The following is a 26188-nucleotide window of genomic DNA, read 5'->3' on the forward strand; positions in this document are numbered from 1 at the left end:
CGCGAAGGGGGAACGTACGCCAAAACGGCGTACGTGTGGGCCTTCGGTGGACAATCCGTCCATTCACAGAAACACACCGCAGCGGCAGACTGAGATCGCCGGATCGACGACAGGAAGCGCTATGACCGACATCGCCTATCGCCTCGCGCAGAAGCGCAACATCGTGACGCCCCTGCCCGGACCTCGGTCCAGCGCCTTGGCCGAGCGCCGCCGCGCCGCGGTATCCGCGGGCGTCGGATCCACCGCACCGGTCTACGCCGTGGATGCCGATGGCGGCGTGATCGTCGATGCCGACGGCAACTCCTTCATCGACCTCGGGTCGGGTATCGCGGTCACCACCGTCGGCGCCTCACATCCCGCGGTGGCCGCCGCCATCGCCGACCAGGCGGCCCATTTCACCCATACCTGTTTCATGGTGACGCCCTACGAGGGGTACGTACGGGTCGCCGAGCTCCTCAACGCCCTGACACCCGGCGATCACGAGAAGCGCACCGCACTGTTCAACTCCGGCGCCGAGGCCGTGGAAAACGCCATCAAGGTGGCGCGACTTGCCACCGGTCGCCCGGCGGTCGTCGCCTTCGACAACGCCTACCACGGCCGCACCAACCTGACGATGGCACTGACCGCCAAGGCGATGCCCTACAAGTCGCAGTTCGGGCCCTTCGCGCCCGAGGTTTACCGGATGCCGGCCTCCTACCCCCTGCGTGACGAGCCGGGTCTGTCCGGCGAGGACGCCGCACGGCGCGCGATCTCTCTCATCGAAACCCAGATCGGTGCGCAGTCGCTGGCCGCGATCATCATCGAGCCCGTCCAGGGCGAGGGTGGATTCATCGTCCCCGCACCCGGATTCCTGTCCACGCTGACGGCCTGGGCCCGGGACAACGGCGTCGTCTTCATCGCCGACGAGGTACAGACCGGATTCGCACGTACGGGTGCCTGGTTCGCCTCCGAGCACGAGGGCATCGTCCCTGACATCATCACCATGGCCAAGGGCATCGCCGGGGGCATGCCGCTGTCCGCCGTCACCGGTCGCGCTGATCTCATGGACGCGGTGTACACCGGCGGCCTGGGCGGAACCTACGGCGGCAACCCGGTGACCTGCGCGGCCGCCATCGCCTCGCTGGGTGCCATGCACGATCTGGACCTGCCGGCCCGCGCCCGGGCCATCGAGACCTCGGTGGTGTCTCGCCTCCAAACGCTGGCGCGCACCGTCGACGTCATCGGTGAAGTACGCGGCCGAGGCGCCATGCTGGCCATCGAGATCGTCAAACCCGGCACTCTCGAACCCGATGCGGCCCTGACCAAAGCCATTGCCGCCGAGGCGCTCTCCCAAGGTGTTCTGATCCTCACCTGCGGGACCTTCGGCAACGTGATCCGCTTGCTCCCCCCGTTGGTGATCGGGGACGATCTATTGGACGAGGGCATCACCGTCCTCACCGACATCATTCGTGAGAAGGCGAGCCACCAGTGACTGACCACTCAGCCCTGATCGATGCCATCCCCACCGATCTATGGATCGGCGGCAAGCAGGTGCCGTCCTCGACCGGCGCCCGGTTCCCTGTGCACAACCCGGCCACGGGTGCCGTGCTGACCACCGTGGCCGATGCCGCAACGGCCGACGGTGCCACGTCGCTTGATGAGGCTGTGGCCGTGCAACAGTCCTGGGCGGCGACCGCACCCCGTGAACGAGCCGAAATACTCCGGCGGGCCTGGGAATTGGTGATGGAGCGGCGTGATGACTTCGCGCTGGCGATGACCCTGGAAATGGGCAAGCCGCTGGCGGAGAGCCAGGGCGAGGTCGCCTACGGCGGAGAGTTTCTGCGCTGGTTCTCCGAGGAAGCGGTGCGCATCAACGGCAGGTACACCTCATCGCCAACGGGCACCGGCCGGATCCTGGTGACCAAGCAGCCCATCGGTCCGGCACTGGCCATCACTCCCTGGAACTTCCCGCTGGCCATGGGTACCCGCAAGATCGGTCCGGCGTTCGCCGCCGGATGCACCATGATCGTCAAACCCGCCGCCGAGACGCCACTCACCATGCTGCTGCTGGGCCAGGTATTCGCCGACGCCGGGCTGCCCCCGGGCGTGCTGTCGATTCTTCCCACCACCAGCTCCTCCGGCCTGACCGGCCCGCTGATCGAAGATTCCAGATTACGCAAGCTGACCTTCACCGGCTCCACCGCCGTGGGCAAGGTACTGCTGTCCCAGTGCGCCACAAGGGTTCTACGTTCGTCGATGGAGCTCGGCGGCAATGCCCCGTTTGTGGTGTTCGACGATGCCGACGTGGACGCCGCGGTCGACGGCGCGATGGCGGCCAAGATGCGCAATATCGGCGAGGCATGCACCGCGGCCAACCGCTTTCATGTCGACAACGCGGTACGCGCTGAATTCGCCGAGAAGCTCACCGCCCGCATGGGTGCGCTCACCATCGGCCCCGGCGACGAAAGCGGCGTACAGGTAGGCCCGCTCATCACCGCCAAGCAGCGCGCCTCGGTCGACGAGTTGGTGCAGGATGCCGTCAGCAAGGGAGCTGTCATCACCACCGGAGGTGCCATCGCCGACGGCGAGGGCTACTTCTACCCGCCGACCGTGCTCACCGATGTGCCTTCGAACGCAAGAATTCTCCGCGAAGAGGTGTTTGGTCCTGTTGCCGCGATCACCGGGTTCGACGGCGAGGACGCGGGAGTCGCGGCCGCCAACGACACCGAGTACGGGCTCGCCGCGTACGTGTACACCACCAACCTGGATCGTGCGCTACGCGTTTCGGAGTCTGTCGAGTCGGGAATGATCGGCGTCAACCGCGGTGTGATCTCCGATGTGGCCGCGCCGTTCGGCGGGATCAAGGAATCGGGCATCGGGCGCGAAGCCGGCAGTGAGGGCATCGAGGAATACCTCGAAACGAAGTACATAGCATTGCCATAGATCAGGCGGCGAACAATTCCAGTCGCCGCGGCTCCTCGATACCGGAGTAGTGACTGGCATCGCCGCTGAGGACCTGGCTTCGCCTGCCGTAGATGTCGACCGGCACATCCCCTGCCAACGTGACGCGATGTAGCTCGCGCTGTTGGTCTCCGAAGTCGGCGATACCGTAGTGCTGGGTGGCCCGGTTGTCCCAGATGGCCACATCGCCTAACCGCCAGTTCCACCGGAAGGTGTTCTCCAGTTTCGTGATACGCGATTGCAGCAGCTGGAAGAGCGCCGCGAACTCGGCACCGTGCAGGTCTTGGAAACTCTTGACGAACTGCCCGAGCAGCAGGCTGCGCTCACCGGTCTCCGGGTGCACCCGCACTACCGGATGCAATGTTTCGTACAGAGAGCTGGTGAACTCGTTGTAGTACGCCGCGCGGCGCTCGGCGCTCACGCCACCCGATGCACCGGCGCCCACGTAGTCGTACAGATTGGTATGTATGGCCCATAGGTCGTCGGCGAGCGCACGCAACGGTGTCGGCAGCTGCTCGTACGCGGCGACGGTCGACGCCCATGTCGTAGCGCCACCGTAGGACGGCAACGTCACCGGGCGCAGCACCGACGCCTTCGGGATGCGGTCGACGAAGGTGACATCGGTATGCCAGCCGTTGGCCGCCCCTTCGAGGTTCAGCAGCTCGCTGCCGTGCGAAGTCACCGTGGGGTGCGGCAGCGTCGGCTCCCCGAGCAGACCGGCGAATGCGTACTGCTGCGCGTCATCCAGATGATGCTGCCCGGTGAATACCAGCACCTTGTGGACGGCCAGCGCGAGGCGGATTGCCTCGGCCCGTTCGGCCGGCACATCGGCGCCGAGCTGTACACCGTCGACCCGAGCACCAATGTGTTCACCGAGCTTTTCGACGGTGATTCCGGCGTCACGATAGATACGTCGTGTTTGGTCGTCACTCATTCCCGCATCACAACAATCCCGGCGCGGTAAGCCCAGGGATAGAGCCAAGTCGATTCGAAAGGGCCGCCGCCGGCGGCGGCAGATATGGTCGAACGGTGATCGCGTACGACGAGGAACTGCGGGACCGGATTCGCGAGCACCTGGCGGGTCACGAACGCAGGACCGTCGAGGACCCGCAGAAACGCCGCGCCGCGGTGGCCGTGGTGCTGGTCGACTCGGATCTGGGCGAAGACCGCATCGACCCGGCACCGGTGGACGAGTGGATAGGCGGCCGGGAGATACCCGAGCAGGGGTTAGACGGCCGGATGGTCGATGTCTCGGGCGGCGCGGCATTCCTGTTGTGCCGCAGAACCTCCCGGCTCAACTCTCATGCCGCGCAATGGGCGCTGCCCGGTGGACGATTGGATCCGGGCGAGGACGCGGTGCAGGCCGCGCTGCGTGAGCTGGATGAGGAACTGGGCGTCGCATTGCCGGATTCGACGGTGCTCGGCCTGCTCGATGACTATCCGACACGTTCGGGATACGTGATCACCCCGGTGGTGGTGTGGGGTGGCGGACGTCTGGAAATGCGTCCCTCGCCCGACGAGGTGGTGGCTGCCTACCGGGTGGGATTGCATCAGCTGCAGCGCGACGATTCGCCGCGCTACGTCACGATTCCCGAGAGCCCACGCCCCGTAGTGCAGATCCCGCTGGGCAACGACCTCATCCATGCCCCGACCGGGGCCGTCTTGCTCCAGGTGCGATGGCTCTGTCTGGAGGGCCGCGGCGACCGCGTCGACGAGCTGGAGCAGCCGGTCTTCGCCTGGCGATAGGTGTCGGCGCAGGCTCTAGGACACGTCGGCGCGTGCCAACAACGTCGGCGCCCCATAAGGCGCGCCCTGTTCGGCCACCCAGCCCGGGTCGAGATACACCGAATTGGATGCGATGACATTGCCGTCGCGCAGGATCTCGCCGAGGTAGTTGCCACCCTGGTCGCTGAATATGCTCACCTGCGCTTCACGAGCCGTCATCGATATGTCGTGCGTCCAGGGCACGAAGGGGTCAAGCCAGGTGTACTTGACCGCCTTCTCGCCCTTACCCGTGCGGTAGGAGATGACCACTTGGCGGTTGCTCCCCGGATCCTGCGCGGTCACCCGGTAAGTCATTTTCACCCCGGGGTCGGCCTGCGCTACCGCGGCTGACGGCAATCCAAGAACGGCGCTCGACGCCAGAGCCACCAGCAACGCGAGAATTCTCCTCATGCGCTGGGATGCTAGCTGGACCTAACGCTCCTGTGGAGAGTGTCGCCGAACTTTGCGCTCCGGCACCCCGTTGGGCCCAGTGGTAGACAGTGCATAGGTGCCGACCGCAAAGGCCACGGCCGAGCCGTTGATCCCCAGTGCCACCTTGCCGACGTTCGCGAGATTGTCCTTCGGGCCGTGGTAGTTGGGGTCGAACGGTTGACCCGCGCGGCCCTGCCACATCTTGGCTTCCGGGCCGCTCATTCTCTCCAGCGCACCCGAGCTGATGCCGCCGACAGGGATACCCGCGGCCAGAAACGGACCGTAATCGGATCTGCCGTTGAACTCCTCGGCCGCCGGCCGCTTGCCGGCCAGGTTGAGATATCCAGCGAAGGTCCGTTCGATGCCCGCGGATCCCTCGGGTACGTCCAACGGCGGCCGGTTCGGATCCGGTTTAGCGGCCGACTGGTCACCGTCGAGCACGAAGTACCCCGCATTGGGCGAGCCGAGCATGTCGAAGTTCAGATACAGCGCGATGTCGTTGAGCTCTTCGGCGCTGCGGCCCTTCGCATACTCGATCGACCCTGCCAGCCCATCTTCCTCGGCGGTCCAGAACGCGAACCTGACGGCGTTGTTCACCACCGGCTTGGGTCCCAGCTGCAGTGCGGTCTCCAAGACCGCGGCCACACCGGTTCCATTGTCGTTGATCCCCGGGCCCTTGGCCACACTGTCCAGATGTGCCCCGGCGACCACCACATTTGCCGGATCACCTGTTGCTGTCTGGGCAATAATGTTGCGTGAGCGCACCTTCGCGATGCTCATATCCAGCACCAGGGTTACTGGCGACGAGTTGCGGCGCAGCAGGGTGTCGACTCCCGAGTCGATGATTCCGACCGGAATAGACAGCTGCTCATAGTAATTCGGGGTGAACAGGCCCTCGCCGGCGCCCGCCTGCATCGTCACCAGCACCGCCGCCGCGCCCTTCTCCTTGGCGACATTGTGCTTGTCGACCACCGAACACCCGGCACCGTCGACTACCGCAATCTGACCGTCCAGCTTGAGGGTGCCGTAATCCGCCGCGGCGCAACCACTGGCCTTGCCCGAAGGGCGGAGGATGTTGGCCTTGAGCCCATCCTTGGGGGTCTGAGCGAAATAGGAGGCCTGATCCACCGCGTAAGGCCGTCCGCCGATATCGACGAGCGGCTTGCCCTCGGTGAGCACCTTGAGCCTGGACAGCTCCGGCGTCTGAACCTCGAACCCGCGATCTTTCAATGCCTTTGTCACGTAGTCGGCGCTGGCGTCGTAGCCCGGCGTTCCCTCGGCACGGTTCCCGCCGTTGGCGTCGGCGGCCTGCTGCAGCTGTTGCAGGTGCGCCACCATGGCGTCCACGGTGACGGTGCGTGCCAGATCCGCCGCCAGGTTGGGGTTGGGCGGCACCGCGGTGGCACCCGGTGTCGGGTGCGCACAGCAGCTCGCCACCACCGCAATCGCGAGCAGGGCGCAACCGCGCGCTAGCCCCCGGGCGCGAAACAGCGCCATCAAAAGAACCTCAATGAAACCTCTTGGAACCCCAGTGGACTTGTGCGAATCGAGCAATCGCACACGCTACCGCACCAGCGTTGGTTCCCAAGGCCTTTCGGGACGTTGCAACGAACCTGTTACCGCGGTTAGTCCTTCAGCTTGTGACGGGTGCGGTCCTCGTGAACGGGTACCCCGTTGCGTCCGTCGATGCTCTGCGCATACAGGCCAATCGTGTAGGCGACTCCGCCCGCGTTGATCTTGAGCGCGTCCTTGTTCACGTTGGCCAGGGTGTCGCCCGCCTGGTGGTAGTTCGGATCGAAGGGCTGGTCCGCCTTGCCGCCCCAGTCCCGCGCCTCTTCGGACGACATCTTGTCCTCGGCGCCGGAGAAGATGCCGCCGGTGGGAATGCCCGCCCTGCTGAATCCGTCGTAGTCCGAACGGCCGTCGTACTCGGTGTCATGGGCCTTCTTGCCCTGCTCGGCGAGGTACGCGACCTCTGTCCGCTCGATACCGGCCGACCCCTCGGGGATCCGCACCGGAACCTCATTCGCGTCGAGCTCTTCGGACTGGTCGCCGTCATAGGTGAGGTATGCGGCATTCGGGGACCCGAGCATGTCGTAATTCAGGTACAGGGCAATGTCTTTCAGTGCGTCCACGTCGAGGGACTTGACGTAGTCGGTGGAACCGATCAGCCCTTCCTCTTCGGCACCCCAGAACGCGAACCTCACCGCGTTCTTGACGTCCGGGCTCGGCCCCAGCTGCAGCGCGGTCTCTAGAACCGCCGCGGTACCGGTGCCGTTGTCATTGATACCCGGTCCTTCGGGAACGCTGTCGAGGTGAGCGCCGGCCATCACGACATCCGTGGTGGCACCCGTCTTGGTCTGCGCGATCACATTGCGCGCCTTGACGTCCTTGGTCTCCGCGTCGACCTTCAGGACAACCTGATCGGGATGTGCCCGCAGATCGGCTCCGGTCGACTTCGTGACGCCCACCACCGGGATCTTCGGAGCGGAGTCCTCACCGAGGGTGCCACCCGACTGGCTCTCGTCGACGTTGTCCGCGACGATCAGACCCACCGCACCGCGCTCGGCGGCAGCCTTCTCCTTCTCGGAGAATGGGCACGATCCCCGGTCGACCAAGACCACCGCACCCTTGATGTCCAGTCCGTCGTAGTCCGCGGCGGTGCAACCCGGCGACTCTTCCGCCCGCGCCGCGACCAATCGTCCCTGCACCTGGCCGCCCGGCGAGTACGAGAGCACCGAAGCGTCAACCTTCTTGGGACCAACCGTCAGCTCAAGGGATTTAGCCTGAAAGTACTTGAAACTGAACTCGGGTGTCTGTACGTCGAACCCCTTGTCCTTCAGTGCCTTTACTACATAATCGACACTCTGATCAAAGCCGGGAGTACCCGCCGCCCTGGTGTTCTTGTTCTTGTCGGCGATCTCTTGAAGCGCCGAGAGATGCTTCACGACATTGTCGACGGTCACCTTCTCGTGCAAGGAGTGCGCGAAGCCGACCGCCTCCTGGGATCCGGCCTGGGGCGCCGAACGGGGTGCCTCGCCGCCGTCTCGATCGCATGCCGTCACAGTCGCCAGTGCACATGCCGCGGACACCGCGACCGCGTACACAACCCGCTTGGTCCCCATCGTTCTCCCTTGTCCCGACCTTAAACGTCGCGTCGCTGCACCACGGCCAGGGCCGCAGCGAGCGTGATGACAACCACGGTAGCAAAGTAGATGAGGGAACCGGTCGTGCCCCAAACGAAGCGGACGCCGTCCGAGGTGTACCAAGGCACGCCGGTAAACCTGATGCCGTTGGCGAAAGGAAGAAAGGGCTGCAACGCCTTTCCTGCGTCAGTGAGCCAGCCCAACATCAACTCGAGCACCGTCGGCCACAAGAGGAGTACCGCAACAGCGCCGGCGGTGTGTTTCAGCAACACTCCCACCGCCACCGCGAGAACGGCACACAAGAACGCGTACACGGTCACCGACCCGACCGTGTTCCACACGCCGGGTCCGTCGAGCGCCAGATTGGCACCGGCCACCGGACCAGCCATGGCACGCACCAGCACGATCGAGGTCAGCGCGGTGACCGCGGTGACCACGGCCACCCAGAGCCCCGCCACCAGGGCCTTGGCACCGATGACCGACAACCTGTTGGGCGTGGCCTGAAAGGTGGTTCGCACCATCGCGGTTCGATTCTCGTTGGTCACCGTCATGGCGGCCAGTACCATCAGGAGCGGAATCCCGACAACGGTCGCCCCGCCCGCGGCGTCGCCGGGAGAGATCGGCGTATAGACGGAGGCCGACCCACCCTGTAGGCCCGCTAATCCCAAACCCAATGCCAGGGCGAGCAGGCTGCACCACACTGCCGAGCGAGAGGTGCAGACCTTGATCCGTTCGGCCGCGATAACCCCCATCAGCGAGCACTCTCCGCGTCGGCGGGCACATCGGTAGCGGTTTCCGGCACCACGCCATCAACCCGGCTGCGGTACTGCACGGCATCGTCGGTCAACGACAGATACGCATCCTCCAGCGAAACTCGTTGTGGGGAAAGTTCGTACAACGTCACACCGCGACGTGCCGCGAGCTCGCCGACCTGCTCGATGAGAGCACCGCTGACTTCCAACACACTTTCTTCTCCACTGCGTTCCGAGACCTTCACCGAGAACCCGCTTTCCTCCACCGCCGCGCGCAGGATGTCGATCTGGGGGCTGCGCACCCGCACCACGTCGGCACCGGCCCGGCTCACAAACTCATGCATGGACGTCGCCGCGATCAGGCGGCCCCGCCCGATGACCACCAATTGGTCTGCGGTATTGGCCATTTCGGACAGCAGATGACTTGAGACCAGCACCGTGCGCCCCTGCGCGGCCAGGCTTTGCATGAGCGTCCGGATCCAGTGGATGCCCTCGGGGTCCAAACCATTGACGGGCTCGTCGAACAACAGCACCTGAGGATCACCGAGTAACGCCACGGCAATGCCCAACCGCTGGGACATCCCCAGCGAGAAGGTGCCGGCGTGCCGATTGGCAACTTCGGTAAGGCCGACCATCTCCAGCACTTCATCCACGCGTCGGGAGGGAATGTCATTGGCGGCGGCGATCCATCGCAGGTGGTTGCGTGCCGACCGGTTGGGGTGAAACTGCTTGGGATCCAACAGCGCACCGACCTCGCGAAGCGGATGGTCGATCTCGTGGTACTGCTTGCCGCCGATCGTCGCCGTCCCGGAGGTCGGACGCGCGAGCCCGACGATCATCCGCAGCGTGGTCGACTTACCTGCCCCATTGGGGCCCAGGAACCCGGTCACGACGCCTGGCTCGACGGTGACGGAGAGGTCGTCGACCGCCGGGGTCTGCCCATATACCTTGGTCAGCGACCGCAGTTCGATCATGCGGCCCACTATGCCAGCTATTGCTGCGTGCTTCCGTCCGGATCCGGGCTGGAGGCCTGCGCCCAAAAACGGCGGGGTATGCGACCCGCGTGACGGGCGAGGTGGCCAGCGGTCACGGCCGCCGCCATCGCCGCCGCCATGCGTTCAGGATCGGCAGCGCGGGTCACGGCCGTCGCAAGCAGCACGGCATCGCAGCCAAGTTCCATCGCGAGCGCGGCGTCGCTGGCGGTGCCGATTCCCGCGTCCAGGATCACCGGTACTCCGGCCGACGCCACAATCATCTCGATGTTATGTGTGTTGGTGATGCCCAACCCGGTGCCGATGGGGGCCCCGAGCGGCATCACCGCCACGCATCCCACGTCTTCCAATCTGCGAGCCAGCACCGGATCGTCGTTGGTGTAGGGCAGTACCACGAACCCGTCATCGACAAGCTGCTCTGCCGCACGCACCAACTCGACGGCATCGGGCAGCAGGGTGCGTTCGTCGGCGATGACCTCCAACTTGATCCAGTCGGTCCCAAGGGCCTCGCGCGCCAGCTGCGCGGTCAGCACGGCCTCGGCCGCACCCCGGCACCCCGCGGTGTTCGGCAACGGCATGATGTCCAGCCGCTTGAGCAGATCCAGCACCCCGGTGCCTCCGGCGGCATCGACTCTGCGGATGGCGACGGTGGTCAACTCGGTGCCGGAGGCGATCAGCGCCCGTTCCAGAATCGAGAGATTCGCGGCACCCCCGGTTCCCATGATGAGCCGGGAACCGAAGGATCGACCCGCGATACACAGCGGCTTATCTGCACTGGCCACCGCGCCTATCCCCCCTGCACCGCGGTGACGACGTCGACCAGGGCGCCATCGGAAACAGTGGTGTCCCAGTCGGATTTGGGTACCACGGTGTGATTGACGGCCACCGCGATACCGCACTCGGGAAAGCCCAGCTGGTCGAGCAGCTGCCAGATGTTGGCACCCTCGGCGACCTCACGCGCATCACCATTTACCTGAATGTTCATCGGGCCTCCTGACTATGTGCCTTCTCGAACCGGCGGGGATCGACGGCGGCCGGCGACTCGCCACCGTCAAGCAGCGCCCCTATCGTCTTCGCCGTCCACGGCGCGAGGAGAAATCCGGACCGGCCATGCCCGGCCGCCACGAGGGTGCGGTCATCGATCCTGCCCACCAAGGGCAGATTGTCCTCGGTCATCGGGCGAAGCCCCGCCGCGCATTCGGCGAATTCGTACTCGCCCAGACAGGGCAGCACCGCGCACGCGTCATCCAGCAGGTCCCGCACTCCCGCCACGGCCGGCGCGGTGTCGTGGCCGTGCTCGTACTGCGTGGCGCCGACGACGACGCCGTCCTCCCGGGGCACCAGGTAGACGTGTCGCCCATGGACCCGCGCCCGGATGACATGTGTGGGGGGCGGCATCGCGCCGGGACGCCGCCGGAGCCGCAGCACCTCACCCTTCACCGGGCGAACCGGCAGATCTGCGAGCGTTGCCGCCGCTACCCCGTTGGCGACCACGATCTGGTCGTCCGGCACCTCATCGACCGTGGCAACCGGCGCGCCCCTTCGCACACCGAGCGCCTCGCAGTCGGCGGTCAGGGCGTGCAGCACCTTGCGATTGTCGACGGCGAGTTCCTCGGGCGCGGTGAACCCGCGGCGGATGTTCTGCGCCAGCAGCGGCTCGACATCCCGGGCGTTGGCGGTCTCTGCGACGGTATGGCCCCGCCCGGCCAGCCAGTTGATCATCGTGCGCAGCTCGCCGACATCGGCGGTGTCGACGGCCACGGTAAGCGACCCCCGCGCGGTGATCACGGTGTTTTCCACGCCTTCGTCGATGAAGCCGTCCCGCCAGATCCCGAGGGATTCGATACCCAGACCCAGCAGGTCATCCTCACCGGGCCACGCCTCGCTGTACGGCGCGAGCATCCCGCCCGCCACCCATGACGGGCCCTTGCGGCCGTCATCGTGAACGGTGACCCGCCAACCCCGACGGGCGGCTTCACGTGCCACGGAAAGGCCGATGACACCGCCGCCGATCACGGCGACCGAGCCTTGTTGAGACGACATCACAATCGGAGTCACTCCCTTCGCCGGCATGACCCGGATCAGGTCGGACGGTCAGGGCTGGATTCGTTGGCCCACTCTCAGCCCGCTCATCCCGGGGCTCCCGCGTTACTTACACCTACAACGCTAGCGTCTTCGACTATGCACCCGCGTTCGACCCGTCTTGAGTCCGCTCACCTCTATCTCTGCACCGATGCCCGTCGGGAGCGCGGCGATCTCGCCGAGTTCGTCGACGCCGCCCTCGCCGGTGGGGTCGACATCGTGCAGCTGCGCGACAAGGGCTCGGTGGGTGAGCAGCAGTTCGGCCGCCTCGAGCCCCTCGAGGAGCTCGAGTATCTGGCGATTCTCGGTGCGGCCGCGGCCCGTCACGGTGCACTGTTCGCGGTCAACGACCGCGCCGATATCGCCCGGGCAGCGGGGGCCGACATCCTGCACCTCGGCCAGGACGATCTGCCGCTTTCGGTCGCCCGGGAGATCGTCGGACCCGATGTGCTGATCGGCCGGTCGACCCATGACGCCGACCAAGCCGCGGTGGCCGCAGCCGATGACGAGGTCGGCTACTTCTGTTGCGGACCGTGCTGGCCGACGCCCACCAAGCCGGGCCGCACCGCGCCCGGGTTGGGTCTGGTGAAAGCGGCCGCTGATCTTGGGACTTCTCAACCCTGGTTCGCGATCGGCGGCATCGACGAGGCGCGGGTGCCCGACGTGGTCGCCGCCGGAGCGTCACGAATCGTCGTCGTGCGCGCGATCACCGCGGCAGCCGATCCCCGCGCGGCGGCAGCGTCGCTTCGCGAGCTGGTCCTTCACCGAGTGTGAAGCTGCGGCGCGATTTCAGCCGAATCGTCGCCATAGCTTCACACTCGGCGTGAGCGTCAGGGCCAGATCTGCGCGGGGGCGTCCGGATACTTCGCCTTCCACCCCACCCAGGGCACGTCGGTGGGCCCGATCGCGCTCTCGAGAATGGTCCACTTCGGCCCGGTCTTTCTGAGCAGGCCCTCATACCGGGTCGGGTTGGAGCCGCCGGTGTCCTGCAGCTGACCGTCGATGAGCGCCCAGTCGTCAGCACTCTTGAACATCTTCACGTCGAGTTTGACGGGTTTACCCAGGTCAGCCTCGACGCGAGCGAGCGCGGTGGCCACCACCTCGTTGCGGTCACCCGGCCCACTCTCGGCTTTCTCTGAGCCGCAGGCGCCCATCAGCACGCTCGTGATCATCGCCAACGTCAGAAGAAATCCGATGCGCATAACGGCACGCTACGGCAGTTGCCAAGCGAAACGCCCGGGCTCAAGCTCGACAGTGCCGAGCCCATCCACGCCACTTGGCAACATTTCGACAACCCGCAGCATTGGCCAGGCCGATTTGAACCCGGGATGCAACCGCATCCCCTCGATTTTTTCCTCGGGCACCCACCGCAGCTCGGTGCTCTCGTGATTGGCCTCCGTGGGCAACAACTCGGTGGCATCGGCAACGACCGTGGTGTACGTCCAATGCGCCTGACCATCAATGCGTTTCGTCACCACCGAGGAGCGGATGGTCATCGCACCAGGTGCGATGCCCGCCTCTTCGGCTGCCTCCCGAAGCGCGGCCTGCTCGGCGGACTCATGGCTGTCCCGTGCACCCCCGGGCAATGCCCAGGTACCTCCCTGATGGCTCCACCAGGCGCGATGCTGCAGCAGGACAGCGGGCTGGCCGCTCGCCAGTGGTGCGCGCAACAGCAAACCCGCCGCACCGAACCGTCCCCAGAATCGTGCACCCGTGTCAGCGACAACCCATCCGTCACCGTCGCCACGCACAGAGTCCACAGTAGAGCCACCAAAGGCTAAATATGCTCTTAGACTTTCCATTAAGGCCGGGGAGAGGAAGGTAAGAGGTGACTGTCGGGACGACGCGGTTAGCGCACCCGTCGACCGAGCCCGTCGGCGCGACCACACCGGTCGTGCCGGCTCATCCGTGGTGGTGGTTTCTCAAGTCCACACCCGGCAAGATTCTGATGCTCGGTATCGTCCTGGCCACCGCTGGTGTGCTGTCCGCGGTGGCCACTTCGGCGAGCGTGCAGAACCGGCAACTCGCCCTGAGCACGGTGCTCAACCACACTGAACCCTTGGCCTACTCGGCCGGACAGCTGTACAGCACCCTGTCGGTCGCCGATGCCGCCGCGACCACAGCGTTCATCGCGGGCACCGAACCTCAGGGTGTTCGGGAACGGTATGAGCAGGCGATCACCGATGCCTCGACCGCACTCGTCGCCGCGTCCAGCGGTCTGACCGACAGACCGATGCAGGAGCTGCTGAGCCGGATCAACGCCGAACTGTCGGTCTACACCGGATTGGTCGAGACCGCGCGCACCAACAACCGGGCAAGCAATCCCGTCGGCGCCTCGTATCTGAGTGAGGCGTCCGCGCTGATGCAACACACGATCCTGCCCGACGCGCAGCTTCTCTACGAGGAGACGTCCAATCGGGTCGACCAGGAGACCAGTGCGTCCACCCGGGTGCCCTTCCCCGTGATCGTCATCGTGCTGGGCACCATGATCGGCGGGGTCTTCGGCCATCGCTGGTTGTCCAAGAAGACTCGGCGCATGGTCAATCCCGGCATGCTGGCCGGTGGTGCGGCGCTACTGCTTATGGTGGTTTGGGTGGGTATCGCATTGGCCGTCTCAGCCTCCCTGGGCACCGATGCGCGCAATGGCGGCGCTCATTCGCTGAAAACCATCACCCAACTGGTCATCTCGGCCCAGCAGGCACGTGCCGACGAGACCCTTGCCCTCATCCGTCGCGGCGACGAGAACGTCCGCAAGAAGTCGTACTACGACCGCATCGACGAGATGGAACGCAAGATCGACGAATACCTGAAGAATCCGGATGCCATCGCCCGGGCAGACCTGGAGCGGGCGCAGCAGCTGCTCACCAGGTGGCGACTGGCGGATGACCGGATCAACGCCTATATCGGCGTCGGCAACTACCAAGCCGCGACCCAGGTGGCTCTGGGCAGCAGTGAATCAGACTCGACGCCGGCCTTCGACAGTCTCGACGCGGCACTGCGCAACGGTGTGCAGGACAGCCGGCGTCAGCTCCGCTCGGGTGTCCTCAACGCCGAGCGCGCCTTGACCTTGTCCTCGGCGGGAGCGTTGATCCTCTCGGTGGGCGGTGCGATCTGCGTGGGAGTCGGCCTGTGGCCGAGGCTGAGCGAGTACCGATGAGCGGCGAAGTGACGCGGGGCAAGGCACGCAGGCTGGCGGCGCTGGCGGTCATCGCCACCGTGCTGGCCGGATGCACGACGCCCGAGAATTCCACCCCGTTGCCGCAACTCACCGTGCCGAGGCCAACCCCGGCAGAGATGACCGAACAGGAACCCAACCGGGCGCTCCTGGACAAGGTGGACACCTCATGTGACCCGACCGCGAGCCTGCGGCCCACCAATGACAGGGCCGCCAATGACGATGCGGTCGCGGCGATCCGCAAGCGTGGCCGGCTCATCGTCGGGCTGGACATCGGAAGTAACCTCTTCAGCTTCCGCGACCCGATCACCGGTGAGCTGACTGGATTCGACGTCGATATCGCCGGAGAGATCTCCCGCGATATCTTCGGCACCCCCGAGCGGGTGGAGTACCGGATCCTGTCCTCGGCGGATCGCATCGCCGCCCTGAAGAACTCGACCGTCGACATCGTGGTGAAGACCATGACGATCACCTGCGCACGGCGCAAGGAGGTCAACTTCTCGACGGTCTACCTGATGACGTACCAGCGGATTCTGACCTCACGCGATTCGGGTATCACCAACGCGCAGGACCTCTCCGGCAGACGTGTGTGCGCCGCGCGCGGCACCACCTCCCTGAACCGGCTCTCGCAGATCACGCCGCCCCCGGTCATCATGTCGGTGGTGACGTGGGCGGATTGCCTTGTGGCACTGCAGCAGCGGCAAGTCGATGCGGTGAGCACGGACGACTCGATCCTCGCCGGCCTGATGTCCCAAGACCCCTATCTCCATATCATCGGGCCCAACATGAGCGATGAACCGTATGGGATCGGCATCAGGCTCGAGAACACCGATCTAGTCCGGTTCGTCAATCGCACCCTCGAGCGCATCCGGCGTGATGGAACATGGAATGCCTTGTACCGCAAATGGTTGAGCGTGCTCGGGCCCGCACCCGCACCTCCGAGCGCAAGGTACCGGGACTGATGAGTGAAGATCCCGATGGCCAGGAAGACGAACCGGCCAACAACGCACCCGAGGACGAGGGCCCCGGGACGCGGCCCGCATCCCTCGCGGACCTAGACGCCGACTCCGCCTCCACGATGCGGCCCATGGCCACTCAGGCCGTGTTCCGCGCACCGGACTCCACTCAGCCCACGACGCAACCCACCACCCAGCCCGAGGCCCGCGCCACCACCACCCGGGTTCGGCTTTCCCCCACCCGCCGTCTCGGTGGCGGACTGGTCGAGATCCCCCGCGTTCCGGAAATCGATCCGCTGGCCGCCTTGATGACCAATCCCGTTGTCGAGGAATCCAAACGGTTCTGCTGGAACTGCGGTAAACCGGTGGGGCGGTCAACGGACAGCAGCCCCGCCCAGAGCGACGGCACCTGCCCGGCCTGCGGCTCCACCTTCTCCTTTCTGCCACAACTGAATCCGGGCGACGTGATCGCCGGACAGTACGCCATCAAGGGCTGCATCGCCCACGGTGGTTTGGGGTGGATCTACCTCGCGGTGGATCGCAATGTCAACGACCGGCCGGTGGTGCTCAAGGGCCTGGTGCACTCCGGTGACGCCGAGGCACAGAACATCGCGATGGCCGAGCGACGCTTCCTCGCCGAGGTGGCGCATCCCTCGATCGTGAAGATCTTCAACTTCGTCGAGCACCCGGACCAGCACGGGAATCCGGTTGGGTACATCGTGATGGAGTACGTCGGCGGCACCTCGCTCAAGCAGCCCAAGGGCAGCGCCCTTCCTGTCGCACAGGCCATCGCCTACATGCTGGAAATCCTTCCCGCACTGGGATTTCTGCATTCTGTCGGACTTACCTACAACGACCTCAAGCCCGAGAACATCATGATCACCGAGGAGCAACTCAAACTCATCGACCTGGGTGCGGTGGCCTCGCTGAACGCCTACGGCAACCTGTATGGAACTCCCGGCTACCAGGCGCCCGAGATCTCCAAGACCGGCCCAACCGTCGCCTCGGACATCTACACGGTGGGGCGGACCCTCGCGGTGCTGACCCTGAGGATGCCCACCCGCAAGGGCCGATACAAGGACGGTTTGCCGGGCGAAGACCCGGTGCTCACCAAATACGACTCCTACCACCGGCTCTTACGCCGCGCCATCGATCCCGATCCCGCCGCACGGTTCGGCAGTGCCGAGGAGATGGTCACTCAGCTGGTGGGGGTGCTTCGCGAGGTAGTGGCTCTGGACTCGGGCACGCCACGGCCGGGTATGTCCACGCTGTTCAGCCCGTCCCGCTCGACGTTCGGGGTTGACCTACTGGTGGCGCACACCGACGTGTACGTCGATGGGCTGGCCCATCCGCCCAGCCTGACAGCGCCGGATATCGTGACGGCCCTTCAGGTTCCACTTCTGGATCCCACCGATGTGGGCGCCGCGATCCTGCAGGCAACCGTGCTGAGTCAGCCTATCCAGACCCTCGAATCACTGAAGGCCGCGCGCCTGGGCCGGATCGACGCCGACGGCGTGGATCTGACCGAATCGATGGAGCTACCGCTGATGGAGGCCCGTGCGCTTCTGGATCTGGGCGATGTCGCCAAGGCCAACAGCAAGCTCGATCAGCTCGAAGACCGAGTGGGCACACCGTGGCGACTGACCTGGTACCGCGGCATGGCGGCACTTCTCAACGGCGACTACGACCAGGCCACCAAGCATTTCACCGCCGTCCTGGACTACCTGCCGGGCGAGATCGCCCCCAAGATGGCGCTGGCGGCGACTGCCGAACTTGCCAGTGACGAGAAGAATCTCGACTTCTACCGCACCGTGTGGTCCACCGACAACAGCGTCATCTCCGCGGGCTACGGGCTGGCCCGCACCCTGGCCGCACGCGGGGAACGGGCCGAAGCGGTGCGCATGCTCGACAACGTGCCCCCCACCTCGCGCCATTTCACCACCGCGCGCCTCACCAGTGCCGTCACGCTGTTATCCGGCCGCACCCTCTCAGAGGTCACCGAGGACGATATCCGCGAGGCGGCGCGCAGGGTCGAGGCATTACCCGAGACGGAGCCGCGCGTGCTGCAGATCAGGGCGCTGGTGCTCGGGACCGCACTGGACTGGATCAAGACCAATCATTCAACGGGACACCACATCCTGGGTGTTCCGTTCACCAAACGCGGCCTGCGCCAGGGTGTCGAGAGAAGCCTGCGGGCACTGGCACGCCGGGCTACCGAACGCGCCCACCGCTACGCGCTGGTCGACCTTGCCAACTCCACGCGCCCGACATCACTGCTTTAGAGCCGCCCCCACCGCCGCCCTGGCGATGGCCAGTTCCTCGTTAGTGGGCACCACCAGCACCGTCACCCGTGAAGCATCGGTGGAGATGCGGCGAATATCGCTGGATCTCACCAGGTTTCGTTCGGAATCGATCTCTATGCCGAGCACTTCGAGTCCGGCCATGGCATCGGCGCGCAGCACCGCATCGTTCTCGCCCACCCCGGCGGTAAACGAGATGACGTCGGCGCCACCCAATGTCGCGATGTAGGCGCCGATGTACTTACGGAGCCGATGTACGTACACGTTGTAGGCGAGCTCAGCCGCGCCATCCCCGGCCTCAATCAGGCGATGAATCTCGCGGAAATCGTTGGCACCGCACAGCCCGAGCATGCCCGAGCGGCGGTTGAACACCGTGTCGATCTCGTCGATGCTCATGCCATGGCGGGCCAGATGGAACACGATGCCCGCGTCGATATCACCGGTGCGGGTGCCCATCACGAGACCCTCGAGCGGCGTGAGCCCCATCGAGGTTTCCACGGCGCGGCCGTGCAGGATCGCCGATGCCGATGCCCCATTGCCCAGATGCAGCACGATCTGGTTGATCTCGGCGTACCCGCGCCCCAGGAAGCCGGCCGCCTGCTGGGACACATACTGATGCGAGGTGCCGTGGAATCCGTAGCGCCGCACGCCATAGCGCTCGGCCACCTCACGATCGAGCGCGTACGTGGCAGCTGCGGGCGGCAGGCTATAGAAGAACGCGGTGTCGAACACCGCCACCTGCGGCACATCGAGAAGCAGGCGGCGAGCGACCTCGATGCCCTGGACACCCGCCGGGTTGTGCAGGGGCGCCAGTGAGGATAGCTCGGCGATCTGCGCGACCACCGCATCGTCGAGCACCGTCGGCTCATGGAACTTTTGTCCGCCGTGCACCACCCGGTGGCCGACCACTTCCACATCGTCGGTGTTGATGGAGTCGAAGACGAGCCGCAGTGCCTCTTCGTGATTACGGACGGGTTCCTCGCCAATGCGCTCCACCAGCCCGTGGGCATCCACCCGGCCCGAATCCGGTTCGATGAGCTGATATTTCACCGAGGACGAGCCGCAGTTGAGAACGAGCACCGCACTCATCGGGTCAGATCCTGTGCCTGGATCGCGGTGATGGCGACGGTGTTGACGATGTCCTCCACCAGTGCCCCACGGGACAGGTCGTTGATGGGCTTGCGCAACCCCTGCAGGACCGGCCCGATGGCGATGGCACCGGCACTGCGCTGCACGGCCTTATAGGTGTTGTTCCCGGTGTTGAGGTCCGGGAAGATCAGCACCGTCGCACGTCCGGCGACCGGGGAGTCGGGCATCTTGGTGGCCGCCACCGAGGGCTCCACCGCCGCGTCGTACTGGATGGGCCCTTCCACCAGCAGCTCGGGCTGCCTGGCGCGCACCAGTTCGGTGGCGACGCGCACCTTTTCGACCTCGGCACCGCTACCGGAGGTTCCCGTCGAGTAGGACAGCATCGCGACCCGCGGGTCGATACCGAACTGTGCGGCCGTGCGCGCCGAGGAGATGGCGATATCGGCCAACTGCTCGGAGGTCGGGTCGGGCACGATGGCGCAATCGCCGTATGCCAACACCCGGTCGGCCAGGCACATCAAGAAGATGCTGGACACTGTAGAAACACCGGACGTCGTCCTTATGATTTCGAACGCTGGCCTAATCGTATGCGCGGTGGTGTGCGCCGCACCCGAGACCATGCCATCGACGATGTCGTTGTAGACCAGCATGGTGCCGAAATATGAGACGTTGCGCATGATCTCGCGCGCCCGATCGGCCGTCATGCCCTTGTGCTTGCGCAGCTCGAAATACTGGCCCGCGAACTGCTCGGCGAGCTCGCTTGTCTTGGGGCTGACGACCAGGGCGTTCGAGATATCGACACCGAGCTCGGCAGCACGGGAACGAATTTCGGCCTCTTCACCCAGGATCGTCAGATCAGCGACCTGACGTTGCAGCAGCCGGCCCGCCGCCTTGAGAATCCTGTCGTCGTCGCCCTCGGGCAGCACAATGCGCTTGCGGTTATCCCGCGCCCGGTCCAGCAGCTGATACTCGAACATCTGCGGTGTGGTGACAGACGGTATCGGGATGGCAAGCTGCGCGATGAGATCTGCGCCGTCGACATGCCTGTCCATCAACGCGAGCGCGGTGTCGATCTTGCGGGCGGAGGCGGCGGTCACCCGGCCACGGGCATGCGCCGCCGCACTCGCAGTCTCGAACGTCCCCGAATCCGTCGCGATGATCGGCAGCCTCAGTCCGATACCGTCCACCAAGTCGGCGATCCTCGGATGCAGCTTGAGTCCGCCGTTCAGAATGATGGCGGACAGCGATGGAAATCCCTCCGCCACATGAGCACTGGCCACCGCGAGCAACACATCGGAACGGTCCGCGGGGAAGATGACGGCTTGCCCCTCCTGCAGTCGTTCCAGGCAATGCTCGGCCGTCATGCCCGCGACCATGAAGCTGGTGGCCTCACGTGACACCAGCGCCTCGTCACCGCTGACCAACGAGCCGTTGACCGCCTTCATGAGTTCTTCAACCGACGGCGAGAACAACAGCGGCACCTCGGGCAGCACCCAGGCCGGCTTGTCGAACCGCGACAACGCCTGGCGCACCTCGGGCAGCTGATCGGGGTCACACCGGTTGGCGACAATGGCCGCGGTGTGCGCACGCTGCGCCTTGAGCTCTCCGAGGCAGACCTCGGCAAGAGCCGCTATCTCCTCGGGAGTCCGATCGAATCCCTTGATGGTCAACAGGACCGGGGCACCGAGATTGACGGCGATGCGCGCGTTGGTGCTCAGTTCGCTGGGACTGGCGACATCGGTGTAGTCACTGCCGACAATCACCACGGCGTCGCAGCGCTCCGCCACCGAGTGGTATCTGTCGACGATCGCGGCGATCGCCGCGTCCGGATCCTGGTGCAGATCGTGGTACGAGACGCCGAGACAGTCCTCATACGCGATGTCGGCGGTGCTCTGCTCCAGCAGCAGTTCCAGGATGTAGTCCACACTTTCCCCGGACCGCGCGATCGGGCGGAATACACCCACGCGCGCCACCGTGGCGGCCAGCCGATGCATCACACCCAGTGCGACGGTGGACTTTCCGGTGTCGCCTTCGGGCGAGGCAATGTAGATACTCGATGCCTTCAATCCTCTAGCCTCGGTCATGCGCGCCTTTCTACGCCGGGAAATCGCAGCGTCAAGATCTTGAACGGTCGGAGTGTCAGGTGCATCGCCTCACCGTCAAAACTGACGACACCGGCTGCGTCGGAGGGTTCAACGGAACGCTCCAGCAGGTCGGTGACGAGCGCCCGTTGGTGGTCGAAGTTCGTCAGGAGTGTCGTCTCGGCCCGTCCGCCGCGCGACTCATACAACCGCACGATCACATCGCCGGAGCCGTCCAGCGCCAGCTTCACCGATTCCACCACGACGGCCGGGTTATCCAAGCTGACAAGCGGTTCGATGTTCCGCACTGCGCCGCCGACAACGCGCGAGGCGAGGTTGCGCCGGTATCCCTGCTCGACGGCGTCGCCGATCATCGCGGCCGGCCGCACCGAGAACTTCAGGCGGTGATGCCCTTGGTCGCAATCGGGATCTGGGAACAGCGGGGCGCGCAGCAATGACATCCGCACGACGGTGGTGGAACCACTACGGCTGATGTCGTGCCCGTAGGTGGAATCGTTGGCCACCGCCACCCCGTAGCCGGATTCGCCCACATGTACCCAGCGGTGCGCGCATATCTCGAACTTGGCTTCGTCCCATGAGGTGTTGGCGTGCGTGGGCCGATACACATGGCCGAACTGAGTTTCCGATGCCGACCGGTCGGCCTGCACATCGAAGGGGAAGGCCAGCTTGAGCAGCTTTTCGGTCTCGTGCCAATCGATGTCGATGTCGATGTCCAGTGCGGGCGACTCGGCCTGCAATGTTATTCGTTGCACCACATGCGAATTCCCGAATGTCCGCTCGATGACCAGCGCACCGTCCACGACGGTGACCGAGTCCGCCGACGTGAGATGGGTGACGGTGTTCCGGTAGAAGCCGTCGATATCCCAGGCGTCCCATTGGTTCGGCGTATCACGATGCAACTGCAGCAGATTCCCGGGTGCGGCCATGGCCTCCCGGCCGGTGGCCGCGTCGACGAGCGAGACCAATAGCCCGTCGGCATCGAAGGTGGCGGCGAGAATCCCGTTGTCCAGCAGGAATCCTCTCCCGATCTTCGCGGGAGCGACCTGCCGCGGCTCGTCGACGGCGGCAGCGCCCAGGGCGGGCACCCCGTCGCGATCGTGCGGCGCGGCATTGAAGATCAGCCTGTGGTCACCCTTACCCGCCAGGGCCCGTGTCGCCGACTCGATGATGGTTTCGAGTCTTTTCGCGATGGCCGCATAGTTCCGCTCGGCGTCGCGGTGAACCCAGGCTATGGAGCTGCCGGGCAGGATGTCGTGGAACTGCTGCAGCAGCACCAGCTTCCAGATCTCGTCCAGCTCGACGTACGGGTACTCAAAGCCGGTGCGCACCGCGGCCGTGGCCGCCCACAGCTCGGCCTCCCGCAACAGATGCTCGCTGCGACGGTTGCCCTGTTTCGTATTCGCCTGCGAGGTGTAGGTGCCGCGGTGCAGCTCCAAATAGAGTTCACCGGACCAGCGCGGTGGGTTGACGTACTCGGCTTGAGCGGCGGCGAAGAACTCTGCCGGGGCCCCCAGGGACACCGTTGGGGAACCTTCCAGGGAACGTTTTCGCGTGGCATAGGCCAGCATTTCCCGCGTGGGGCCGCCGCCACCGTCGCCGTAGCCGAAGGGCACCAGCGACATGGTGCCCGCACCGGAGTCGCGATAGTTGCGCTGGGCATGAGCGAGGTCGCCGCCACCGAGGTCGGAGTTGTAGGTGTCGACGGGCGGGAAATGCGTGAACACCCCGGTGCCGTCGATCCCCTCCCAGATGAAGGTGTGATGCGGCATCCGGTTCACCGAGTTCCAGGAAATCTTCTGTGTCAGAAAGTATTCCGAACCTGATGCAGCAACAATCTGGGGCATGGCCGCGGAGTAGCCAAACGAATCGGGCAGCCACACCTCCGGGGTGTCGATCCCGAACTCGTCGAGAAAGAACTGCTTGCCCGCCACGAACTGGCGTGCCATCGCCTCCGCCCCGGGCATGTTCGTGTCGGCCTCCACCCACATGCCACCCACCGGAATGAACTGTCCCGCAGCGACCTTCTCCTTGATACGGGCGAACAGCGTGGGGTACGTGTCCTTGATCCACGCGTACTGCTGCGCCGAGGAGCAGGCGAAACGGAAATCGGGATGCCGGTCCATGAGGTCGACCATGTTCGAGAAGGTTCGCGCGCACTTGCGGACCGTCTCACGCACCGGCCACAACCAGGCGGAGTCGATATGGGCGTGCCCGACAGCGGTGATCCGATGGGCACTGGCATATGCGGGGCGCGCCAGCACCTCGGCAAGTTCGGCACGTCCGGCAGCCGCGGTGCCCGCGAGATCATCGGGATTCACCGTGTCCAGCGCGCGTTCCAGGGCGCGCAGGATCTCGTGCCGGCGCGGCAGATCCTCGGGGAGCGTGTGCATCAGCCCGTCGAGGGTGGCGATGTCCTGTTGCAGCCCCCATAGGTTCAGGTCTCGTAACGCGAGATCGATACCACCCAACCGATACAGCGCCTCGTCACCGGAGGTGGCCTTGTCTCCCAACGGCATTGGTGACCAGAAGTGCTTACCGATGTCCGGGTTGGCGGCGGCCTCGATGTAGAAGTCCACCGGGGCAGCCGGATCGTCGATGGGCACGAACGCGTTGCGCGGCGCGATGCCCTTCACCACGGTGCCGTCGGGCCGGTACACCAGCCCCTCGGCGTTGAAACCCGGCCCTCCGGTGAACCCGAGTTCCACCCTCATCTCCGGGGCACCCTCGGAGCGACCGCGCCACTGTTCCGGAACGGTGCCCGTCACGTGCAGCCACATCGTCGACCACGGTGGTCCCCATGGCGTCCCGGGAGTGATCTCGGTGAAGTCCTGTGTCGCCGCCTCGGCGAACGGCACGGGCTCCCCGGGCACGGCCCACGCCGTCAGCATCAGCGGTGCCGAATCCACATAGACGGCACTGTTCAGGCGCTTGTCGACAAAACGCCGGATGCGGTCCTCAACGATTCGCCGGTCGTCATGCATGAACTGACCCTATCGGCTAACTATTTCGCTCTAGGCACTCTCGCCCAGACGGACGGTCACCGTCACGCGGCCACTGTCGTCTTTTCTCGCGATTCCGTAACCGGGCACGTCAACGCCATTGAGCCGGAGCTGCAGGGGCCTGCCTTCGCCGAGGAAGTTGCGCCACCACTTCTTGGTTTCGGGGATGCCGACCCAGATCACGATGTCGTCTCCCGAGCGCCAGTAGTTCACCGGCGTGCTGAAGATCTGCCCGGATCGGCGGCCGGTGTAGGTGACGACGGTGAAGTACCGGCCCGCCAGGCTGCGCAGCCCCGGCACGTTCAGCGCTATCACCGGCACGGTGTTGACCGCGTCGACAAAGCGTCGAAGTAGGGAACTCATCGGTGCCTAACGGTCTTCGCGCGAGCGCTCATCCCAGCTTCCGCAACCGGGGTTCGAGGTCGTTCTTGAACAGCTCCAGGAACCGCTTCTGGTCGTGACCGGGCGCGTGGAACACCAGGTGGTTCAGGCCCCAGCCCACGTAGTCGGCGACCTTGGCGACCGCCTCGTCCGGGTCGGAGGCGACGATCCAGCGCTTGGCGACCTGCTCGATGGGCAGCTCGTCGGCGGCACGTTCCATCTCGATGGGGTCGTGGATGCTGTGCTTCTGCTCGGGAGTCAGCGACAGCGGCGCCCAGAAGCGGGTGTTCTCCAGTGCCTTCTCTGGATCCGGGTCGTAGGAGATCTTGATCTCGATCATCCGGTCGATGTCGTCGAAAGATCTCGACGCAGCCTCTGCGCCTTCGTGGACGGCGGGGATGAGCTTGTCCTTGTACAGCTCCTCGCCCTTGCCGGAGGTGCAGATGAATCCGTCGCCGGCGCGTCCCGCGTACTTCGCGACGACGGCGCCACCTGCGGCGATGTAGACGGGGATGCCGTCCTCGGGCACGTCGTAGATGGCGGCACCCTTGGTGCGGTAGTACTCGCCCTCAAAATCAACACGCTCACCGGTCCACAGTTCGCGCATGAGCCGGACGGATTCGCGCAGCCGCGCGAAACGCTCCTTGAACTCCGGCCACTCACCGATGAACCCGGTGGCGATCTCGTTGAGCGCCTCGCCGGTGCCGACACCCAGGAAGATGCGGCCCGGGTACAGGCAGCCCATGGTGGCGAAGGCCTGGGCGGTGACGGCCGGGTTGTATCGGAATGTCGGGGTCAGCACCGAGGTACCGAGCTGTAGGCGCTGGGTGCGCTCACCCACGGCGGTCATCCAGGCCAGCGAGAACGGGGCGTGACCACCGTTGTAGCGCCATGGCTGGAAGTGGTCGCTCACGGTGGCACTGTCAAAACCGTGCGACTCGGTGGCGACCGCCAACTCGACGAGCTCACGCGGCGCGAACTGCTCCGCCGATGCCTTGTATCCCAGCTTCAGTTCCCGTGCCATCCGCGCGCTCCTCGCCTCAATGTGAGTTCTCCAACCACCCTAACCAAACCCCGG

Annotated in this window: 23 protein-coding genes and 1 riboswitch; of the genes, 7 read left to right on the top strand and 16 right to left on the bottom strand. The window is 65.4% G+C overall.

All coding sequences use genetic code 11. The annotated features are described in order from the left end of the window. Nucleotides 1–121: 121 nt before the first annotated feature. On the top strand, nucleotides 122–1471 hold the full coding sequence (gene gabT, locus B4400_RS05145; RefSeq protein WP_078307627.1) for a 4-aminobutyrate--2-oxoglutarate transaminase: 1350 nt from the start codon (nucleotides 122–124) through the stop codon (nucleotides 1469–1471). Next, nucleotides 1468–2922, top strand: a complete 1455-nt coding sequence (locus B4400_RS05150; RefSeq protein ID WP_078307625.1) for an NAD-dependent succinate-semialdehyde dehydrogenase — start codon at nucleotides 1468–1470, stop codon at nucleotides 2920–2922. The genes gabT and B4400_RS05150 overlap by 4 nt, the downstream gene beginning before the upstream one ends. 1 nt (nucleotide 2923) lies before the next feature. On the opposite strand, the gene B4400_RS05155 is transcribed toward B4400_RS05150, so the two are convergent. Then, a complete protein-coding gene (locus tag B4400_RS05155; RefSeq protein WP_078307623.1) occupies nucleotides 2924–3874 on the bottom strand; it encodes a TauD/TfdA dioxygenase family protein in 951 nt (316 codons plus the stop codon). A 95-nt stretch (nucleotides 3875–3969) separates the two neighbouring features. Here B4400_RS05155 and B4400_RS05160 point away from each other — a divergent pair, with 95 nt between their 5' ends. After that, the gene (locus tag B4400_RS05160; protein ID WP_078307621.1) at nucleotides 3970–4686 is read left to right on the top strand and encodes an NUDIX hydrolase; all 717 of its coding nucleotides are present in this window, start codon (nucleotides 3970–3972) and stop codon (nucleotides 4684–4686) included. A gap of 15 nt (nucleotides 4687–4701) precedes the next feature. Here the strand turns inward: B4400_RS05160 and B4400_RS05165 are convergent, their stop codons facing one another. From B4400_RS05165 to thiO, 8 genes are all read right to left on the bottom strand, one after another. After that, nucleotides 4702–5097, bottom strand: coding sequence for a hypothetical protein (locus tag B4400_RS05165; protein ID WP_078307619.1), 396 nt, complete (start codon nucleotides 5095–5097; stop codon nucleotides 4702–4704). 39 nt (nucleotides 5098–5136) lie between these two features. Continuing rightward, entirely contained in the window at nucleotides 5137–6633 is a 1497-nt protein-coding gene (locus tag B4400_RS05170; RefSeq protein ID WP_078307689.1) for a M28 family metallopeptidase, read from the bottom strand. A gap of 128 nt (nucleotides 6634–6761) precedes the next feature. Next, the gene (locus B4400_RS05175) at nucleotides 6762–8261 is read right to left on the bottom strand and encodes a M28 family metallopeptidase (RefSeq protein WP_078307617.1); all 1500 of its coding nucleotides are present in this window, start codon (nucleotides 8259–8261) and stop codon (nucleotides 6762–6764) included. Between the two features lie 20 nt (nucleotides 8262–8281). Then, complete coding sequence (locus tag B4400_RS05180) at nucleotides 8282–9034, bottom strand: ABC transporter (protein WP_078307614.1); 753 nt, start codon at nucleotides 9032–9034, stop codon at nucleotides 8282–8284. After that, nucleotides 9034–10008: an ABC transporter ATP-binding protein gene (locus tag B4400_RS05185; protein WP_078307612.1), complete on the bottom strand. Its 975-nt coding sequence runs from the start codon at nucleotides 10006–10008 to the stop codon at nucleotides 9034–9036. Before B4400_RS05185 ends, B4400_RS05180 begins: the two co-directional genes overlap by 1 nt. 17 nt (nucleotides 10009–10025) lie before the next feature. Further along, complete coding sequence (locus B4400_RS05190; protein ID WP_502688383.1) at nucleotides 10026–10748, bottom strand: thiazole synthase; 723 nt, start codon at nucleotides 10746–10748, stop codon at nucleotides 10026–10028. 65 nt (nucleotides 10749–10813) lie between these two features. Beyond that, nucleotides 10814–11011 carry a sulfur carrier protein ThiS gene (gene thiS / locus B4400_RS05195; RefSeq protein ID WP_078290201.1) on the bottom strand — a complete coding sequence of 66 codons (198 nt, stop codon included), beginning with the start codon at nucleotides 11009–11011 and terminating at the stop codon, nucleotides 10814–10816. Beyond that, on the bottom strand, nucleotides 11008–12069 hold the full coding sequence (thiO, locus tag B4400_RS05200; RefSeq protein WP_078307606.1) for a glycine oxidase ThiO: 1062 nt from the start codon (nucleotides 12067–12069) through the stop codon (nucleotides 11008–11010). Before thiO ends, thiS begins: the two co-directional genes overlap by 4 nt. Then, nucleotides 12068–12183, bottom strand: a riboswitch (TPP riboswitch). It overlaps the preceding gene by 2 nt. A 24-nt stretch (nucleotides 12184–12207) precedes the next feature. Here thiO and thiE point away from each other — a divergent pair. Then, nucleotides 12208–12882 carry a thiamine phosphate synthase gene (gene thiE, locus B4400_RS05205; RefSeq protein ID WP_078307604.1) on the top strand — a complete coding sequence of 225 codons (675 nt, stop codon included), beginning with the start codon at nucleotides 12208–12210 and terminating at the stop codon, nucleotides 12880–12882. Between the two features lie 56 nt (nucleotides 12883–12938). Here the strand turns inward: thiE and B4400_RS05210 are convergent, their stop codons facing one another. Together B4400_RS05210 and B4400_RS05215 are read right to left on the bottom strand one after the other, a co-directional pair. Next, nucleotides 12939–13310, bottom strand: coding sequence for a hypothetical protein (locus B4400_RS05210; RefSeq protein WP_078307602.1), 372 nt, complete (start codon nucleotides 13308–13310; stop codon nucleotides 12939–12941). 9 nt (nucleotides 13311–13319) lie between these two features. Continuing rightward, nucleotides 13320–13859, bottom strand: coding sequence for an NUDIX domain-containing protein (locus tag B4400_RS05215; RefSeq protein ID WP_078307686.1), 540 nt, complete (start codon nucleotides 13857–13859; stop codon nucleotides 13320–13322). Between the two features lie 77 nt (nucleotides 13860–13936). Between B4400_RS05215 and B4400_RS05220 the strand changes: the two genes are divergently transcribed. The 3 genes from B4400_RS05220 to B4400_RS05230 are packed head-to-tail and all read left to right on the top strand — an operon-like array spanning nucleotide 13937 to nucleotide 18521. Further along, nucleotides 13937–15265, top strand: a complete 1329-nt coding sequence (locus B4400_RS05220) for a GlnX family signal transduction membrane protein (RefSeq protein ID WP_078307600.1) — start codon at nucleotides 13937–13939, stop codon at nucleotides 15263–15265. After that, nucleotides 15262–16245 (top strand): glutamate ABC transporter substrate-binding protein, encoded by a 984-nt coding sequence (locus B4400_RS05225; protein WP_078307683.1) that lies wholly within the window; start codon nucleotides 15262–15264, stop codon nucleotides 16243–16245. The genes B4400_RS05220 and B4400_RS05225 overlap by 4 nt, the downstream gene beginning before the upstream one ends. Continuing rightward, nucleotides 16245–18521 (top strand): serine/threonine-protein kinase PknG, encoded by a 2277-nt coding sequence (locus B4400_RS05230; RefSeq protein WP_078307680.1) that lies wholly within the window; start codon nucleotides 16245–16247, stop codon nucleotides 18519–18521. The genes B4400_RS05225 and B4400_RS05230 overlap by 1 nt, the downstream gene beginning before the upstream one ends. On the opposite strand, the gene B4400_RS05235 is transcribed toward B4400_RS05230, so the two are convergent. From B4400_RS05235 to fgd, 5 genes are read right to left on the bottom strand one after another with little or no spacing between them, the layout of a single operon-like run. After that, nucleotides 18510–19628 carry an acetate kinase gene (locus B4400_RS05235; RefSeq protein ID WP_078307598.1) on the bottom strand — a complete coding sequence of 373 codons (1119 nt, stop codon included), beginning with the start codon at nucleotides 19626–19628 and terminating at the stop codon, nucleotides 18510–18512. The genes B4400_RS05230 and B4400_RS05235 overlap by 12 nt on opposite strands. Further along, nucleotides 19625–21712, bottom strand: a complete 2088-nt coding sequence (pta, locus tag B4400_RS05240; protein WP_078307596.1) for a phosphate acetyltransferase — start codon at nucleotides 21710–21712, stop codon at nucleotides 19625–19627. Before pta ends, B4400_RS05235 begins: the two co-directional genes overlap by 4 nt. Continuing rightward, the gene (locus B4400_RS05245; RefSeq protein WP_078307594.1) at nucleotides 21709–24711 is read right to left on the bottom strand and encodes an alpha-mannosidase; all 3003 of its coding nucleotides are present in this window, start codon (nucleotides 24709–24711) and stop codon (nucleotides 21709–21711) included. Before B4400_RS05245 ends, pta begins: the two co-directional genes overlap by 4 nt. 30 nt (nucleotides 24712–24741) lie before the next feature. Next, entirely contained in the window at nucleotides 24742–25092 is a 351-nt protein-coding gene (locus tag B4400_RS05250) for a PNPOx family protein (RefSeq protein WP_078307592.1), read from the bottom strand. Between the two features lie 28 nt (nucleotides 25093–25120). Continuing rightward, nucleotides 25121–26134 (bottom strand): glucose-6-phosphate dehydrogenase (coenzyme-F420), encoded by a 1014-nt coding sequence (gene fgd, locus B4400_RS05255; RefSeq protein ID WP_078307590.1) that lies wholly within the window; start codon nucleotides 26132–26134, stop codon nucleotides 25121–25123. Nucleotides 26135–26188: the final 54 nt, after the last annotated feature.

The sequence above is a fragment of the Mycobacterium sp. D16Q13 genome, from assembly GCF_002013375.1.
Classification (GTDB): domain Bacteria; phylum Actinomycetota; class Actinomycetes; order Mycobacteriales; family Mycobacteriaceae; genus Mycobacterium.